General features: G+C 55.0%; 17 protein-coding genes. 12 read left to right on the forward strand and 5 right to left on the reverse strand.

Annotated features, from left to right (window positions below; translation table 11 throughout):
• Position 1: 1 nt before the first annotated feature.
• From artI to ACQG22_RS07380, 3 genes are all read right to left on the reverse strand, one after another.
• Complete coding sequence (gene artI, locus ACQG22_RS07370; RefSeq protein ID WP_020689903.1) at positions 2-733, reverse strand: arginine ABC transporter substrate-binding protein ArtI; 732 nt, start codon at positions 731-733, stop codon at positions 2-4.
• 20 nt (positions 734-753) lie between these two features.
• Complete coding sequence (gene artP, locus ACQG22_RS07375; RefSeq protein ID WP_013097360.1) at positions 754-1,482, reverse strand: arginine ABC transporter ATP-binding protein ArtP; 729 nt, start codon at positions 1,480-1,482, stop codon at positions 754-756.
• Positions 1,483-1,708: 226 nt separating this feature from the next.
• Positions 1,709-2,227 (reverse strand): lipoprotein, encoded by a 519-nt coding sequence (locus ACQG22_RS07380; RefSeq protein ID WP_013097359.1) that lies wholly within the window; start codon positions 2,225-2,227, stop codon positions 1,709-1,711.
• A 107-nt stretch (positions 2,228-2,334) separates the two neighbouring features.
• On the opposite strand from ACQG22_RS07380, the gene ACQG22_RS07385 reads away from it, so the two are divergent.
• The 3 genes from ACQG22_RS07385 (at position 2,335) to ACQG22_RS07395 (ending at position 4,372) form a co-directional block, all read left to right on the forward strand.
• A complete protein-coding gene (locus tag ACQG22_RS07385) occupies positions 2,335-2,658 on the forward strand; it encodes a heavy metal-binding domain-containing protein (protein ID WP_006174327.1) in 324 nt (107 codons plus the stop codon).
• Positions 2,655-3,485, forward strand: coding sequence for an N-acetylmuramoyl-L-alanine amidase (locus tag ACQG22_RS07390; protein ID WP_013097358.1), 831 nt, complete (start codon positions 2,655-2,657; stop codon positions 3,483-3,485). Before ACQG22_RS07385 ends, ACQG22_RS07390 begins: the two co-directional genes overlap by 4 nt.
• 263 nt (positions 3,486-3,748) lie before the next feature.
• Positions 3,749-4,372, forward strand: a complete 624-nt coding sequence (locus tag ACQG22_RS07395) for a helix-turn-helix domain-containing protein (RefSeq protein ID WP_029883200.1) — start codon at positions 3,749-3,751, stop codon at positions 4,370-4,372.
• On the opposite strand, the gene ACQG22_RS07400 is transcribed toward ACQG22_RS07395, so the two are convergent.
• Together ACQG22_RS07400 and ACQG22_RS07405 are read right to left on the reverse strand one after the other, a co-directional pair.
• The gene (locus ACQG22_RS07400; RefSeq protein WP_038984443.1) at positions 4,369-4,995 is read right to left on the reverse strand and encodes a hypothetical protein; all 627 of its coding nucleotides are present in this window, start codon (positions 4,993-4,995) and stop codon (positions 4,369-4,371) included. The two genes, ACQG22_RS07395 and ACQG22_RS07400, sit on opposite strands and share 4 nt — an antisense overlap.
• The gene (locus tag ACQG22_RS07405) at positions 4,995-6,548 is read right to left on the reverse strand and encodes an ExeA family protein (protein WP_048971429.1); all 1,554 of its coding nucleotides are present in this window, start codon (positions 6,546-6,548) and stop codon (positions 4,995-4,997) included. Before ACQG22_RS07405 ends, ACQG22_RS07400 begins: the two co-directional genes overlap by 1 nt.
• 299 nt (positions 6,549-6,847) lie before the next feature.
• On the opposite strand from ACQG22_RS07405, the gene gspC reads away from it, so the two are divergent.
• Genes gspC through gspK form a run of 9 tightly spaced genes read left to right on the forward strand, consistent with a single transcriptional unit; the run spans position 6,848 to position 15,205 of the window.
• Positions 6,848-7,579 carry a type II secretion system protein GspC gene (gene gspC, locus ACQG22_RS07410; protein WP_029883203.1) on the forward strand — a complete coding sequence of 244 codons (732 nt, stop codon included), beginning with the start codon at positions 6,848-6,850 and terminating at the stop codon, positions 7,577-7,579.
• Between the two features lie 12 nt (positions 7,580-7,591).
• A complete protein-coding gene (gspD, locus tag ACQG22_RS07415; RefSeq protein ID WP_013097352.1) occupies positions 7,592-9,520 on the forward strand; it encodes a type II secretion system secretin GspD in 1,929 nt (642 codons plus the stop codon).
• Between the two features lie 13 nt (positions 9,521-9,533).
• The gene (gspE, locus tag ACQG22_RS07420; RefSeq protein WP_013097351.1) at positions 9,534-11,012 is read left to right on the forward strand and encodes a type II secretion system ATPase GspE; all 1,479 of its coding nucleotides are present in this window, start codon (positions 9,534-9,536) and stop codon (positions 11,010-11,012) included.
• Positions 11,012-12,220 (forward strand): type II secretion system inner membrane protein GspF, encoded by a 1,209-nt coding sequence (gene gspF, locus ACQG22_RS07425; RefSeq protein ID WP_308926208.1) that lies wholly within the window; start codon positions 11,012-11,014, stop codon positions 12,218-12,220. Before gspE ends, gspF begins: the two co-directional genes overlap by 1 nt.
• Before the next feature lie 2 nt (positions 12,221-12,222).
• A complete protein-coding gene (gspG, locus tag ACQG22_RS07430; protein ID WP_102752540.1) occupies positions 12,223-12,672 on the forward strand; it encodes a type II secretion system major pseudopilin GspG in 450 nt (149 codons plus the stop codon).
• Complete coding sequence (gene gspH / locus ACQG22_RS07435) at positions 12,672-13,157, forward strand: type II secretion system minor pseudopilin GspH (protein ID WP_020689911.1); 486 nt, start codon at positions 12,672-12,674, stop codon at positions 13,155-13,157. Before gspG ends, gspH begins: the two co-directional genes overlap by 1 nt.
• Positions 13,150-13,524, forward strand: a complete 375-nt coding sequence (gspI, locus tag ACQG22_RS07440) for a type II secretion system minor pseudopilin GspI (RefSeq protein WP_029883205.1) — start codon at positions 13,150-13,152, stop codon at positions 13,522-13,524. Before gspH ends, gspI begins: the two co-directional genes overlap by 8 nt.
• A complete protein-coding gene (gene gspJ / locus ACQG22_RS07445; protein WP_347479967.1) occupies positions 13,521-14,192 on the forward strand; it encodes a type II secretion system minor pseudopilin GspJ in 672 nt (223 codons plus the stop codon). The genes gspI and gspJ overlap by 4 nt, the downstream gene beginning before the upstream one ends.
• A complete protein-coding gene (gspK, locus tag ACQG22_RS07450; RefSeq protein ID WP_214452925.1) occupies positions 14,189-15,205 on the forward strand; it encodes a type II secretion system minor pseudopilin GspK in 1,017 nt (338 codons plus the stop codon). Before gspJ ends, gspK begins: the two co-directional genes overlap by 4 nt.
• Positions 15,206-15,219 lie beyond the last annotated feature (14 nt).

Consider the following 15,219-nt stretch of genomic DNA (forward strand, 5'->3'; position numbering starts at 1 on the left):
ATTACTTCTGGAACCATTTTTTATAGATGGTTTCGTAGGTGCCGTCTTTCTTCACTTTTTCCAGCGCAGCGTTAAATTTCTGCTGCAGCTCAGTGTTGCCCTGACGAACGGCAATCCCCAGACCTGTGCCGAAGTAGTCCTTATCGGTCACTTTGTCGCCCACTGGCGCGAGTTTATCGTTGGCTTTCAGCCATTCGGTTACTACCGCGGTGTCACCAAACACGCCATCGATACGGCCGTTCTGCAGATCCAGCTTCGCGTTCTGGTAGCTGTCGTAAGGCACGGTGGTGATTTCCGGATGTTTATCCATGATGAATTTCTGGTGCGTGGTGCCGTTCTGTACGCCCACTTTTTTGCCTTTCAGCTGGTCAACAGAGGTAAATTTCCCTTTCTGACCAATAAACAGGGCGGAGTTGTCATAGTACGGCGTGGTGAACAGCACCTGCTTTTCACGCTCTGGGGTGATGTCCATACCGGCCATCACGGCGTCGATACGGCGGAACTTCAGGCTTGGGATCAGGCTGTCAAACGCCTGGTTGCTGAAGGTACAGGTCGCGTCGATCTCTTTACACAGCGCGTTAGCCAGATCGACATCGAAGCCCACAATCTTGTTGTTGGCATCGATAGATTCAAACGGAGGATAGGACGCTTCGGTGGCGAAACGGATGGTCTGGGCTGCGGTAGCGGAAAGGCTGACGCTAGCGAGCAGCGCGGCAATCAATACTTTTTTCATTATCATTTTCCCTGGCACTCTCAGTGAGATAAGTAGTTTTTGAAGGCATCGGTTTGCGGGTTGGTAAAGCAACTCGCATCACCTTGCTCAACGATATACCCGTTTTCCATGTAGACCACACGGCTGGCGGTTTTACGCGCCACTTCCACTTCATGGGTGACGATGACCTGAGTAATGTTGGTTTCCGCCAGCTCACGAATGATGCTCACGATCTGGGCGGTGATTTCCGGGTCCAGCGCGGCGGTCGGCTCATCAAACAGCAGTACCGCTGGCTCCATCATCAGCGCACGGGCAATCGCCACACGCTGTTGTTGACCCCCGGAGAGGTGCAGCGGATAACGATCGCTGTAGGGCTTAAGGCGCAGACGCTCCAGCAGCTTTTCAGCACGCGCCATCGCCTGATCCTTGCTCAAACCGAGAACGCGGCAGGGCGCTTCAATCAAGTTTTGCAGGACGGTCAGATGCGGCCAGAGGTTGTATTGCTGGAAGACCATGCCAACGTTTTGACGCAGTTCACGAATCGCTTTATCGGACGGCGTTTTCGCAAAATCAAAGTGGTTACCGGCGATAGCCAGCGTTCCTGAACGGGGCATTTCAAGCAGATTAAGGACACGCAAAAGAGAACTTTTACCCGCGCCACTTGGGCCAAGCAAAACCAGCGTTTCGCCTTCCGGGCACTCCAGCGTGATGTCGAACAGCGCCTGGTGTGCGCCGTAGAAGCAGTTAATGCCGTTTAGTTTAATACTCATCGGGGCAGTCTTTACTCATCCAGGCAATCTATAGCAATTGAGGCCGCAGATAGTACCGTTGACAGAATAGTTATGCAATATTTCTGCGTTAAAAGTTAAATATAACCCGTAATACCCCTTAAACATAGCACAAAATAGCGAAGCCCAAGGTCGGCGAGTATAAATGTCGGCATTCCGCATGAAATGCCGCACATTTTTCGGGGTTTACAATTCTGAAACAGTGGGTTTAGCGATTCTCAATCGACTGGCGCAGCGTGCCTGCCGGGGCATGAACGCTCCCGCCGATATAGCGTACGTCATCCACCGCCCAGCACTGGCCTTCGCGGATCATCAGCACTTCATCCTGCCAGGTTTGGGTGCCCTGGGTCAGCTTCACGCGCAGGGGGATGTTACGCGCATCGGTGTTCGGGATGGTCGAGGCGCTGGCCACTTCGGCGCTGTCCGGCAACGTCGTGCGGCTGGAGAACGGATCGGATTTCAGCAGCGCGTTGTGCTGCGGATCGCGCGTGGCATCGTTCAGCAGTTTTGCCAGCCCATCGCTCAGATACGGACGCAGGCCGGTGAGATCGTTGCTGCGGTGTTGAATGCGATAATCATAGAACTGTTGCGCCACGGTATCCGGGCCGCCCTCTATACAGGGGCCGCTGCGGGTACCGATATCCTTAAAGGCTGGCGTGACCGTGGTGGTACACGCGCTGAGCACCAGCGCGCAGGGCACCAAAAGCGTTAAAGCAGAGTAGCGCATGTTGATTTCCTTATTTATTAACTATCCTTTCAATCATAGCGTAACGAACCGATAATGCTGGTGAAGTTATGGGCTAAGGCATTGAACGCTAAAGAAGGAGAGAAACCATGCAGTTTTCAACAACGCCAACCCTGGAAGGGCAGCCGATTACCGAGTATTGCGGTGTGGTCACGGGCGAAGCCATTCTGGGGGCCAACATTTTTCGCGATTTCTTTGCCGGTATCCGCGATATCGTCGGCGGTCGCTCTGGCGCTTATGAAAAAGAGCTGCGTAAAGCCCGGGAAATCGCCTTTAAGGAGCTGGGCGAACAGGCCAAAGCACTGGGGGCGGATGCGGTCGTGGGGATTGATATCGACTACGAAACCGTCGGTAAAGATGCCAGCATGCTGATGGTGAGCGTAAGCGGTACGGCGGTGAAAACCCGTCGATGAAACGCGCGTTTTCAACACTCCTGCTGGCGCTGTTGCTGGCAGGGTGTGCCACGGAAAAAGGCATTGTGGATAAAGGCGCCTATGAACTGGATACCCGCCACCAGGCGCAGGCGGCCTATCCGCGCATCAAGGTGCTGGTTATCCACTATACGGCGGATGACTTTGACAGTTCGCTGGCCACGCTGACGGACAAGAACGTCAGCTCCCACTATTTGATCCCGGCGAAGCCGCCCGCACCGGACGGTAAACCGCGCATCTGGCAGCTGGTTCCCGAGAACGAACTGGCCTGGCATGCGGGTATCAGCTTCTGGCGCGGCACCAACCGTATTAATGATACGTCGGTTGGCATTGAGCTTGAGAATCGCGGCTGGCAAAAAACGGCCGGGGTAAAACACTTTTCCCCGTTCGAACCCGCGCAAATTGCGGCCCTGGTGCCGCTCGCAAAGGACATTATCGCCCGCTATCACATTAAACCCGAGAACGTGGTGGCCCATGCGGATATCGCGCCTCAGCGCAAGGACGATCCCGGTCCGCTGTTCCCGTGGCGCGAGCTTGCAGAGCAGGGGATTGGCGCCTGGCCCGACGCGTCCCGGGTGGCGTTCTATATGAACGGGCGGCCACGGTATCAGGCCGTGGAGACCGCAGCGTTACTCGATTTGCTCGCGCGTTACGGTTACGAGGTTCCCGACAACAGCACCCCCGCTCAGCAGAAGCGCATCATTATGGTCTTCCAGATGCACTTCAGGCCGCAGCTGTGGAACGGCGTGGCAGATGTGGAAACGCTGGCCATTGCCGAAGCACTTTTAGAGAAATACGGGCAGGGGTAATCCTTCGGGATTAACCCGAATGCCTCGTTTTTGTGAGCATGATCATAAGATTAATCTTAAGTACATTCTCAATTCATTTTAAGTAAATTGATTTAAAATCGCCCTCATCTAAGATTGATTCATCGATTCACAGCATGAATCAAATTAAAGAAACAGTCCTCTTCTGGTTTTTTTAATTTCAAAAAGAATACCAACACATTTTACGGCAACGTAACGCCTTGTCGGATAATTTTCTTATTTAAACATCTTAATTGGGTATAATAATGTTAAGCATTTTTGGTAAAAAAACACGTCCCCATCATGAAATGGAAGCCATTATTTCTGCAACGGCCGGGTATGAAGAAAAAACGTTAAGAAAATGGCAAAAAATATCAACCTGCAACTCCGATAATATTCACATTATCGTCAGCGGAGAAGTCGAGTTCCGCCGCAGTTCTGATGACTTATGTATGTTTACGCTACAGGGACAATGTATCTTTGGTCTCTCCGCTATTTTCTACAACTCTACGCATATGCAGGGCGTGGTACGCAGTAATACCGTGGTTCGTACCATACATAAGGACGAATTCCAGCAGTTAATGACTCAGCACGGGCTGTGGCCTGAACTGACTAAAGTGCTGGCATGGTATATCTGTTTGCTCAGCAAGCGTGATGATGTTTTGGTTGCCCGCAGCGCGTACTCCGTCGTCCGTGAATTCCTGATAGAAATTAACGAACTGATTGTTGATCATCAGCGAGATATTAATATTTATGATTATATTCAGGAATACACCAACCTGGCACGTAGCACCATTATTAAAATTCTCTCAGACCTGAAAAAAGGTCAATATATTGTGGTCGAAAAAGGGCGACTGATTAGCCTGACCACCCTGCCGGAAAAATATTAATCCCCTCCCGCGTCTCCTTTTATTATCGAAGGAGACGCATTTTGCGTTTCGTCAACCGGTGGTGCGGGCATTTTTCCCTTCGCCATATCATCCTGCTGCTGTTTTAGCGCCTGCATAAATAACGTTTTTAATGAATTGTCTTCATCCGGCTGCGTTGCCTGCGCGTGTTTCATCGCCTGTTCGTGCGCTTCGGTGCCGGGTAAGGTATCGCGCGAGGTATCATGCGTGACGGGGCTGTCCGGCAATGCGCCATCAGGTGCCTGCTGCCAGTCATTTTCGTCGCTATTAATGGGCATATTGTCCATCGGCGGTAAATCTTCCTGCACTTTTACCGACTGTGGCTTTGGCTGCGGGTGCGGGAACGGTTTGGTGACATACACGTAATGCATATCAGAAAGGGTGGTGTCTGGCTTCGCGACGCTCACCTTTTTTATCACCGGTGCCGGGTGGCGCAGGTTCCAGTACACGTGCGCATAGAGGCCTGCGACGATCAGCGCGCACAGCCCCAGACACCAGAGCGTCACCACGCTGATAATTTTACTGAATGACGGCAAACGCCATGAGAACCAGACCGGTTCCCCGGTGGTATAGCTGCGCTGGGCAGCGAGGCAGATGGTAGACATTATGCGTGCTTCTCTTGCGTAGTCGGGTTAGCCTGGGTTGTCTGGATCAACACGCTCGGCGTGGTATGGGTTTCGCGCATCAGCTGCATCAGAGTGTCTTCACCCGGAATACCGTCGACGCGGAGGTGCATTTTTTCCTGGAATTCGCGGGTGCGCTTCATCAGTTCCGCCGTCCAGTTTTTATCGTGCGTTTCGTTTTCGCCCAGCGCCACGCTCAGCTGCTGATCCAGCCACTCAAGATCTTTACTGTCGCTGGCGGCGGTGATTTCGTCTTTGCCTGACGGGGTCAGGCGGTGCAGAAGGGTGTAATTGCCCGTTGCGTGCTGGTTATACCACGTGCGGCTCACCTGCCAGGTGCGGTTGTTCATCAGCAGATCGAGGGAATTTTTCCCGGCACGCGCCACGACGGCGTAATTAATGTGATCGCCTGTTTTAATCTCGCTCACCCACGGGTAACCGTCATTAGCCAGCGTGTCCAGGGAGGCATTACCCTGTTTACACATCAGGTTCACTTTTGCGGCATTCTGGCACAGGGCATCGTCGGCAGAGGCGTCATAGCCCCACATGGCATAAAGCTGGTGCATGGCATCGGGCTGATTCACCACCTCCTGTTCGATAACCGGCAGTATCGGCGCGTCTGGCGTTTTTACCTGCTGTTTCCAGCTGGCCGGTACCGGCAGCGCCACCGGCAGTTTTGCCGTAATGGACGAGGTCATCATCCAGCCGCAGGCGGCGAACAGGACGGACGCGAACAACCCGATGGAGGCCAGCGTTTTACCACGCTTAGGCGCTGGCAGGGCTTCACCGGTGGCGAGACGCAAATGACGCGGTCCAACGTTTGGCGCCCGTTCGGTCCAGGCGGCCAGCATGGAAAGATGAGCCAGTTCGTTCAGCTTGCTGATGTTGCCTTTAGTCAGGGCGTGGATTTTTTTCACGCGAGCGGGCGTCAGCGGAGAGACATCCGCGCCGTGCTCGTGGCACTGGGCGTCAACGTAGCTCAGGAACTCGCGGCAGGTCAGGTTGCGCAGGGTGTGGCAGGTCAGCACATATTCCTGCAGGGCAGAGGCTTTCAGCATCACTTCCTGGTCGGCCGTGCCCATCAGCACAATCGACAGGCGAACATCCAGCTCCTGCGCACGGGTAAGCAGTATGCCCAGGACGTCATAGCCGCTGGCCTTCATCGCCTGCGCCTGGGAAATGACCAGCACTTTATGGGTCGACTTCGCATCGCGCCACAGGCGAATAATGGCGTCAACCGCCTGGAGCTTGTTCTTCTCTTTCGCTACCGGGTTGAGTTTGAAGAGCAGGCTACTGGCGCTCAGCTTCGGAAAGGCATTAATGCAGAGCACCGACTTGCTGCTGGCTTTGAGGGCATCGCTGAACTGCCCCAGCAGTTCGCTGTCGTGGTAAAAGAGCCCGGTGATCCCTGCCTGCTGGCTTTTCTCTTTCAGAAGATTAAACACATCCTGATGATAAGGCACCAGAAAATCGCCCGACTTGCGGGTGATATTTCTGAACGGCGGGGTACTGAATTTAAAATGGCTCTGATACATAACGACTTACCGTCTCTTCTCTTTAATAGCAATGGGCGAAAAGTACGGTAAGCCCCTGTCATGGTCAATTTAACACCAGAGTAAAAATAACCTGTCAGGCTGCATCTAACATTCCCTTTTTTTCCGGTCAATCATTTTCTTCATTAAAGTTAATAGCGAAGCCGGTGGTTTGCACTGGTCACGCTTATTACTATTTGCTCACTAAGTTATGCAGCATACCGCTGCGAATTCCTGCTTTGCTAAAAGGCCCGATAATAATGAGGAACGCATTCCTTTCCAGGCTAATGACGCCCTGCATAATGCTAGTCATGCTAATTTTTTGCAGCCAGCAGGGTTATGTCGTTTTTAAAGATTATAAAAAGGTTACGAATAAGTTAGCTAATGCTGATAAAGCGCCGCTAAAACCGCGTAACAGTGACAAAACGTTCGGTCTTTTTACGGCTGCGGTCCGTCAGGCCGACGTTCCGGCGGCGGTAAAAGCGCCGTTGTCTGCAGAAATTGAAGGCATCATCCGCAGCGATGAGTCGTGGCTGTCGTTCGCCGTGATTAAGACCCCCGCCGGGCAGCAGAGCTACCGGGAAGGAGAACCGCTGGTGGGGTTCGACGATGCGTATGTGGATGAAATTAATAAAGATAACGTGGTTGTTCAGTATGAAGGCACGAAGCAAACGCTCGCCCTCAAACAGCCGCCTTATTTTAAGGGCGATGCAGGCAATAGCCCGGTGACGAAATCGAAAAAAGATGCCGGCGCGGACAGTCTGCATCTCGATGATTATCTGGTGTTAAAGCCGTTAATCGATAAAGGCCAACTGGAAGGCTTTAACATTAATCCACGCAATGCGTCGCCTTTTTACAGTGAAACAGGACTGAAACAGGGTGATGTGGTGGTGAAAGTGAATGACGTCGATATGACGAAAGAAGCGCAGGCGAAAAATATTATCGCCAACTGGTCGAAAATGAAAGAAGCGGAGGTCGTCGTCAGACGGCACGCTCACCTTGAAAATATTCGGGTTAATGTTCTAAACAATTAACAAGTGTAAATCATGAAGAAATTTCCATGGGCGTGCGTGGCGCTGACCGCATTGTCGTTATATTCCGGTTCGCTGTTTGCAGCCAACTTTAGCGCCAGTTTTAAAAATACCGATATTCGCGAATTTATCGATACGGTAAGTCGCAATCTGAATAAAACGATTCTCGTCGATCCGTCCGTTCAGGGCACGGTGTCGGTGAGAACCTATAACGTGCTGTCGGAAGAGGAATATTATCAGTTCTTCCTGAGCGTGCTGGATCTCTACGGTCTGTCGGTGATCCCAATGGATAACGGCATGATCAAAGTGGTGCGTTCCAGCGTGGCGCGTACCGCCGGGGTGCCGGTGGCCGACAGTAAAAACCCGGGCAAAGGGGATGAGATCATCACCCGCGTAGTGCGCATGGAGAACGTGCCGGTACGCGAGCTGGCCCCGCTGCTGCGCCAGCTGAACGATGCCTCGGGGATCGGCAACGTGGTCCATTTTGAACCCTCTAACGTGCTGCTGTTAACCGGGAAAGCCTCGGTGGTGAACCGCCTGGTGGATCTGGTTGAGCGCGTGGACCGTTCCGGTATGCAGCGTCGTGAAATCGTACCGTTGCGCTATGCCTCGGCGAAAGAGCTCTCCGATATGTTGAATAATCTCAACAATGAAGAGCAGAAAGGGCAAAACGCCCCGCAGCTGGCGACTAAAGTGGTGGCCGATGATGAAACCAACAGCCTGGTGATCAGCGGCACCGAAGATGCCCGCGCGCGTACCCGCTCGCTGATTGGCCAGCTCGACCGCGAACAGAACAACGAGGGCAATACCCGCGTCTTCTACCTGAAATACGCCAACGCCTCGAAAGTGGTGCCGGTGCTGACCGGTATCGGTGAGCAGCTGAAAGACAAAGCCGGTACCGCGAAAAGCAAAACCGCGACAACCAATAGCGAGCTGAATATCACCGCCGATGAGTCCACTAACTCGCTGGTGATCACCGCTCAGCCAAACGTCATGAACTCGCTGGAGAAGGTGATCGACAAGCTGGATATTCGTCGTCCGCAGGTGCTGGTGGAAGCCATCATTGCGGAAGTGCAGGACGGTAACGGCATGGATCTCGGCGTGCAGTGGACCGGCAAACACGGCGGCGTGCAGTTCGGTTCAACCGGTCTGCCCATTAGCCAGGTCAAAAACGGCACGATCAAAGGGGCCTCCTTTACTGGCCTGGCGACCGGTTTCTTCAACGGTGACTATGGCGCACTGCTGACCGCGCTCTCCACCAGCGGCAAGAACGATATTCTCTCCACGCCAAGCGTGGTGACGCTGGATAACAAAGAAGCGTCGTTCAACGTGGGTCAGGATGTGCCGGTGCTGTCGGGTTCTCAGACCACCAGCGGCGACAACGTCTTTAACTCGGTTGAGCGTAAAACCGTCGGTACCAAGCTGAAGATTGTTCCGCAGATCAACGACGGGGACATGATCCACCTGAAGATCGAGCAGGAGGTCTCCAGCGTTGACGCCAGCGCCACCGAAGACGCCAGCCTCGGCCCAACCTTCAACACCCGTACCATCAACAACGAAGTGATGGTCCACAGTGGCCAGACGGTGGTGCTGGGTGGTCTGATGGAAAACGTCAGCAAACAGAACGTGTCGAAAGTGCCGCTGCTCGGCGATCTGCCGCTGGTGGGACAGCTGTTCCGCTATACCTCGGAGGATACGTCGAAGCGCAACCTGATGGTCTTTATCCATACCACGGTCCTGCGTGATGATGACAACTACAGCGCGGCGACGAAGGAGAAATACGACCAGATCCGCGCCCGTCAACAGCAGCGTCTGGAGGAGAAAAAGCTCGGCATCGTTGAGAACACCGATAACGCCGTCCTGCCTGCCTATCCAAAGCAGGATCACTCCATGCCGGTCGGCGTGAGCGCACCTGCCACCACGCGCAACCCCTTCAAAGAGTAAGGGGAGGTGACGCGTGGATGAACTGACGAAACAGCTTTGCACCAGCGGCTTTGCGAAGGAGAACGGCATCCTTTTCTGGAACGACACGGTCTATATCCGTGACGACGTCCCCGCGTTTGCGCTACTGGAGATGCGCCGGGTACTGGGGCGTGCCTTTGTGCCCCAGACGCTGAGCGCGGAGGCGTTTGATGAGATGCTGGCTAAAATCTGGCAGCAGAACAGCGGCGTTTCGCAGCAGCTGGTGGACGATATGGATGCGGATATCGATCTGATGGCGTTAACCGAGGAGATCCCGGACAACGAAGATCTGCTGGATAACGACGAAAACTCGCCGGTGATCCGCCTGATCAACGCCATTCTCGGCGAGGCGGTAAAAGACGGCGCATCGGATATCCATATCGAAACCTTTGAGCGCACGCTGAGCATCCGTTTTCGCGTTGACGGCGTGCTGCGCCCGGTGCTCCAGCCCGCACGTAAACTGGCCCCGCTGCTGGTCTCGCGTATTAAGGTCATGTCGAAACTCGACATTGCCGAAAAACGACTGCCGCAGGATGGCCGTATCTCCCTGCGCATTGGCCGCAAGGCGATTGACGTGCGTGTCTCGACCATTCCGTCGCAGTACGGCGAGCGCGTGGTCATGCGTCTGCTCGACAAGAGCAACCTGAAACCGGATATCAACAAGCTCGGACTCATTGATGAAGAGCTGGAAAAACTGAAAGGGCTGATTAACCGCCCGCACGGCATCATCCTGGTCACCGGGCCGACAGGCTCCGGTAAAAGTACCACCCTGTATGCCATTCTGTCGGCCCTGAACGGACATGAACGCAACATTCTGACCGTCGAAGATCCGATTGAGTACGAGCTGGAAGGGGTGGGGCAGACGCAGGTCAACCCGCGCGTGGACATGACCTTTGCCCGCGGCCTGCGCGCCATTTTGCGTCAGGATCCGGACGTGGTGATGATCGGGGAAATTCGTGACGGTGAAACCGCGCAAATCGCGGTGCAGGCGTCGCTCACCGGTCACCTGGTCATGTCTACGCTGCACACCAACAGTGCGGCGGGGGCCATCACCCGTCTGCGGGATATGGGGCTGGAGTCCTTTTTAATTGGTTCGTCGCTACTCGGCGTCATTGCCCAGCGTCTGGTGCGTCGGCTGTGTCCGCACTGCCGTACCACCAGTCCGCTGGATGACAATGAAAAAGCGCTGTTTAGCTTTATGGATAAGCCACCAAAGGCCATCTATCGCGCCGTTGGTTGCGACCAATGCCGCCAGAGCGGGTATCAGGGACGCGCGGGCATTCACGAGTTTCTGGTGGTCGACAGCGCCATGCGCCGCGCCATTCATGAAGATAAAGATGAGATGTCCATTGAGACCGAGCTGTTCAAACAGGCCTACAGCCTGCGCGAAAACGGGCTGATGAAGGTTATCAGCGGTATCACGTCCCTTGAAGAGGTGATGCGCGTGACCGCCGAGCGTGGAGGCGATGAGTAATGGCTTTCTACGCGTGGACCGCGACCGATGCCGCCGGAAAAACCCAGCGCGGCACGCTGCAGGCGGAAGGACCTAAGCAGGTGCGCCAGTCGCTGCGTGAGCAGAAGCTGATGCCGCTCACCATCACCGAAACCCGTGAAAATGCGGCCAGCGCTAAAGCCAAAACCGGCACCAGACTCTCTGTGCCGGTGCTGTCGATGTTCACCCGTCAGCTGTCAACGCTGGTTAACGCGTCGCTGCCGCTGGAAAGCGCCCTGAAGGCCATTTCAAAGCAGACGGAAGACAAAAAGCTGGCGGCTATGGTGACGGAGATCCGCGAGAAAGTGGTGGAAGGCCATACGCTGTTTGATGCCTTCAGCCAGTTCCCGCGCACCTTTGACAAGCTGTACTGCACGCTGGTGATGGCCGGGGAAAAAACCGGCCACCTCGGCGATGTGCTGGAGAAGCTGGCGGAGTACAACGAGCAGCGCCAGAAGATGAAAAGCAAGCTGACGCAGGCGATGGTCTACCCGATCACCCTGACGGTGGTTGCCGTGGCGGTGATCAGCATCCTGCTGGTGGCGGTGGTGCCGCAGGTCATCGAGCAGTTCGTGCACATGAAACAGCAGCTCCCGATCACCACCCGCACGCTGATTGCGGTGAGCGATTTTCTGCAGGCGTACGGGATCTACATTGCCGGGGGGCTGTTCGGCGCAATCGTGGGCTTTAAGACGTGGGTGAAGAAAACCACGAACCGCTTTCGCTGGCACAGCTGGCTGGTGAATGGCTCGCCGATCAAAAAGCTGGTTTGCGCCATCAACAGCGCCCGCTATATCCGTACGCTCAGCATCCTGCAGGCCAGTAGCGTCCCGCTACTGGAGGGGATGTATATCGCGATGGACGGGATCGAAAACCTCTATGCCCGGCAGGTGCTGGAGCAGGCGGCGGATACCGTACGTCAGGGCGCTTCTCTGTATAACGCGCTGGACCAGGCGAAGCTCTTTCCGCCGACCATGCTGTACATGATTGCCTCCGGCGAAGAGAGCGGGGAATTAGGTTCATTGATGGATCGCGCCGCGGAAAACCAGGAATCGGCATTACAGCATCGAATTACGTTAACGCTGTCGGTATTTGAACCGGCACTGGTGGTGACAATGGCGACAGTGGTTTTATTTATCGTGCTGTCAATATTACAACCGCTTCTTCAGCTCAATAATATGGTGGGTTAAATATGTCTTTAAAACGAAATAGCCTGAAAGGTCAGGTTGGCTTTACCTTGCTCGAATTAATGGTGGTGATCGTTATTCTCGGTGTGCTCGCCAGTATGGTGGTACCAAATTTAATGGGGAATAAAGAAAAAGCCGATGCCCAGAAAGCAACCAGCGATATTGTGGCGCTGGAAGGTTCGCTGGATATGTACAAGCTGGATAACCACCGTTACCCCACGACGGAGCAGGGGTTGCAGGCGCTGGTCACCAAACCTGATATCGCGCCAATCCCGAAAAACTACCGTGATGATGGCTATATTCGCCGCCTGCCGGAAGATCCGTGGGGCAATGATTATATTCTGGTCAGCCCGGGTGAACATGGCGCAGTGGATGTTTTCTCTGCGGGCCCGGATGCCGAAGCGAATACCGCGGATGATATTACCAACTGGTCTTTAGATAAAAAAGAGAAGTAATGAATAAGCAACGTGGGTTTACCTTACTGGAAATTATTCTGGCGCTGGTGATATTTGCCTCCTGCGCCATGATGGTGGTGTCGACAATCCCCTCGCGCAGCGGCGCGGATATTTTCGGTCAGCAGTTAAAAGCCCTCGTTGAATATGGTTCAGACCGTGCGGTAATGGACGGAAATATCGTTGGGCTGGTGATCACCACCTCAGAATATCAGCTGGTGACCTGGGCCGAAAAAGAGGGCGAACGACACTGGGAACCCTTAACCGCCGGGCGCATTGTCACCCACGGCCAGTTCCCGGAAGAGATGCACGTGTCGCTGTCACCGCAGCGCATTGCTGCCACAACCGACGCCACACCGCAGATTGTCTTTTTGCCGGACGGGGAGATAAGCCGCTTCACGCTGTCCCTGCAGAGTTTCGATAAAAAGCAGCGCTTTCGCGTGGTGTCGCAGGGGGCATCACCGGTTTCGGTAGAGAACGATGACTAAACGCAAAGAACAGGGGATGACCCTGCTGGAAGTGATGGTCGCTCTGGTCATCTTCTCCACCGCCGCGCTGGCGCTGATGAACTCCGTCTCGCTGAACGTGCGCTTTACCCATGGCCTGGCCGATTCGCTGCAGGCGAGCTGGGTGGCGGAAAACCAGCTGGCGGAAGCAAAGCTGAGCAACACGCCGTTCCCGGATGCCCTGCAGACAGGGACAGAAATCATGGGGGGGCGAAGCTGGATCTGGCGCAAGCAGCGGGTGAAAACCGCCGAAAATCGCTTTGCCGATGAAGTGCAGGTGTACGCCGAGGATGATGAAGACAAACCGGTGTTGAGCCTGCAGATACCGGAACCCGGAGAGGTGAAATGAGCAAGCACATTCAGCGTCAGCAGGGCTTTACGCTGCTGGAGATTATGATTGCGCTGACCATCTTCGCGGTTATCAGCACGCTTGCCTGGCAAATTCTGGACGGGGCGATGCGCACCTCGAACGCCACCGACGTGGCGGCGACTCAACTCAACCAGCTTCAGCGCGCCTATAACCTGCTGGAGCGGGATTTCTTTCAGCTTCAGGCACGCGCGCCACGCAACGAGCCTGACGTATTTGTCCAGCACGACGATGCGCTGGAGTTGACCACGCTGAACGGCGTGAGCGGTCAGGTCCAGCTGGAGCGCGTGCGCTGGCGGCTTGAGGACAAAAAACTGTGGCGCGATATCTGGCCGGTTATCGACAGCCCTGCCGATGTGAAGCCGGAAGAGGTGCCGATCCTCAGCGATGTCAAAGAGATGACGTGGCGCTTCTGGAAAGAGGGCTGGCAGAACAAATGGATCGACACGGCGCATCAGCCGGACGGCGTAGAACTTCTGCTGACCATGGAGAATGGCGATACCTGGCGCTGGGTATTTACCACGCCGGGTGATATGCCGGTCGCCCCGGCGGCATCAACAGAACAAACGCCTGCGCCATCGGGGGATGCGGCCACGCCAGCGCAGCCACAACCGCAGCCGGTGCCCGCTCCGTCAGGAGAGAACAAATGAGCGGAAAATCGGTTCGAAAACAGCGCGGTGTCGCGCTGCTGGTGGTGCTAATTTTGCTGGTCATGATGTCGGCGCTGGCGGCCAAAATCAGCCAGCAGTTCTGCCGCAATCTGCAGAAAACCCGTTATCAGGTAAGCCAGCAGCAGCTGCGCTGGGCCATTCAGAGCCAGCAAAAAACCATTGAAGGTCTGCTTCAGACCTACGCCAGCGGTGACAGCCAGGGGCTGTCGCCCAAAGGGGAGTGGACAGAGCCGGTGGAGACAGAGGGTGAACACTACACCGTGGTGAGCCAGATTGAGGATGCCCAGACCTGCTTTAACGTCAATAACCTGCTGGCGGCCGATCCGACCGCCGCGGTACAGACCGCAGGGGCGCTGCCGGAAAAACCGGTCAAAGCGCGCATCGTTGAGCAGCTTCTGACCGACAGCGGCATTTCCGCCGGTGACGCAGAAGAGATTTACCAGCAACTAATGGACTATCTCGACGGTGATACCACAACGGCAAAAGAGGGGCTGGAGACAGATGCCTGGGCCGGCGTTGAGCCCGCGCGGCTGCCTGCGAATCAGATGATGCGCACCCCGGGCGAGCTAAAGCTGCTGCCCGCGTTTCCGGTGGCGGCCTACGGCAAAGTCAGTAAAGTGCTGTGCGCCTTACCCGACACCGCCAGCAAGGTGGATGTCAACACCCTGACCGAAGAACAGGCACCGCTCCTGGCAGCCCTGTTTATCGGCTCGCTGAGCGAGGACGAGGCCGCCCGTCTGATCGCCTCCCGCCCGGAAGAGGGCTGGGAGTCGATGGAGGCATTCCAGAAAGAGCTTGAGACAAATTATCCGCAGACCAAAGACGCCCTCAAGCAGGTTCAGGCGTTTCTTGCGGTAAACAGTCACTATTTCCGGGTCAACAGTACCGGCAATACCGATGATTTAACGCTGCGCGTCGTCAGCCAGCTTCATGTTGATAATGAAGCCGGGAAGGTGATTACCTGGCAACGTCGCTACCGAATGGTTGAATAACACAAGACGAATTC

The organism is Enterobacter cloacae complex sp. 309I3 (assembly GCF_050031595.1).
Classification (GTDB): Bacteria; Pseudomonadota; Gammaproteobacteria; order Enterobacterales; family Enterobacteriaceae; genus Enterobacter; species Enterobacter cloacae.

What these genes read in the sequence shown, in the direction of transcription:
- artI (WP_020689903.1), bottom strand. Translation starts at nt 733, where the DNA reads ATGAAAAAAGTATTGATTGCCGCGCTGCTCGCTAGCGTCAGCCTTTCC.
- artP (WP_013097360.1), bottom strand. Translation starts at nt 1,482, where the DNA reads ATGAGTATTAAACTAAACGGCATTAACTGCTTCTACGGCGCACACCAG.
- ACQG22_RS07380 (WP_013097359.1), bottom strand. Translation starts at nt 2,227, where the DNA reads ATGCGCTACTCTGCTTTAACGCTTTTGGTGCCCTGCGCGCTGGTGCTC.
- ACQG22_RS07385 (WP_006174327.1), top strand. Translation starts at nt 2,335, where the DNA reads ATGCAGTTTTCAACAACGCCAACCCTGGAAGGGCAGCCGATTACCGAG.
- ACQG22_RS07390 (WP_013097358.1), top strand. Translation starts at nt 2,655, where the DNA reads ATGAAACGCGCGTTTTCAACACTCCTGCTGGCGCTGTTGCTGGCAGGG.
- ACQG22_RS07395 (WP_029883200.1), top strand. Translation starts at nt 3,749, where the DNA reads ATGTTAAGCATTTTTGGTAAAAAAACACGTCCCCATCATGAAATGGAA.
- ACQG22_RS07400 (WP_038984443.1), bottom strand. Translation starts at nt 4,995, where the DNA reads ATGTCTACCATCTGCCTCGCTGCCCAGCGCAGCTATACCACCGGGGAA.
- ACQG22_RS07405 (WP_048971429.1), bottom strand. Translation starts at nt 6,548, where the DNA reads ATGTATCAGAGCCATTTTAAATTCAGTACCCCGCCGTTCAGAAATATC.
- gspC (WP_029883203.1), top strand. Translation starts at nt 6,848, where the DNA reads ATGCTAGTCATGCTAATTTTTTGCAGCCAGCAGGGTTATGTCGTTTTT.
- gspD (WP_013097352.1), top strand. Translation starts at nt 7,592, where the DNA reads ATGAAGAAATTTCCATGGGCGTGCGTGGCGCTGACCGCATTGTCGTTA.
- gspF (WP_308926208.1), top strand. Translation starts at nt 11,012, where the DNA reads ATGGCTTTCTACGCGTGGACCGCGACCGATGCCGCCGGAAAAACCCAG.
- gspG (WP_102752540.1), top strand. Translation starts at nt 12,223, where the DNA reads ATGTCTTTAAAACGAAATAGCCTGAAAGGTCAGGTTGGCTTTACCTTG.
- gspH (WP_020689911.1), top strand. Translation starts at nt 12,672, where the DNA reads ATGAATAAGCAACGTGGGTTTACCTTACTGGAAATTATTCTGGCGCTG.
- gspI (WP_029883205.1), top strand. Translation starts at nt 13,150, where the DNA reads ATGACTAAACGCAAAGAACAGGGGATGACCCTGCTGGAAGTGATGGTC.
- gspJ (WP_347479967.1), top strand. Translation starts at nt 13,521, where the DNA reads ATGAGCAAGCACATTCAGCGTCAGCAGGGCTTTACGCTGCTGGAGATT.
- gspK (WP_214452925.1), top strand. Translation starts at nt 14,189, where the DNA reads ATGAGCGGAAAATCGGTTCGAAAACAGCGCGGTGTCGCGCTGCTGGTG.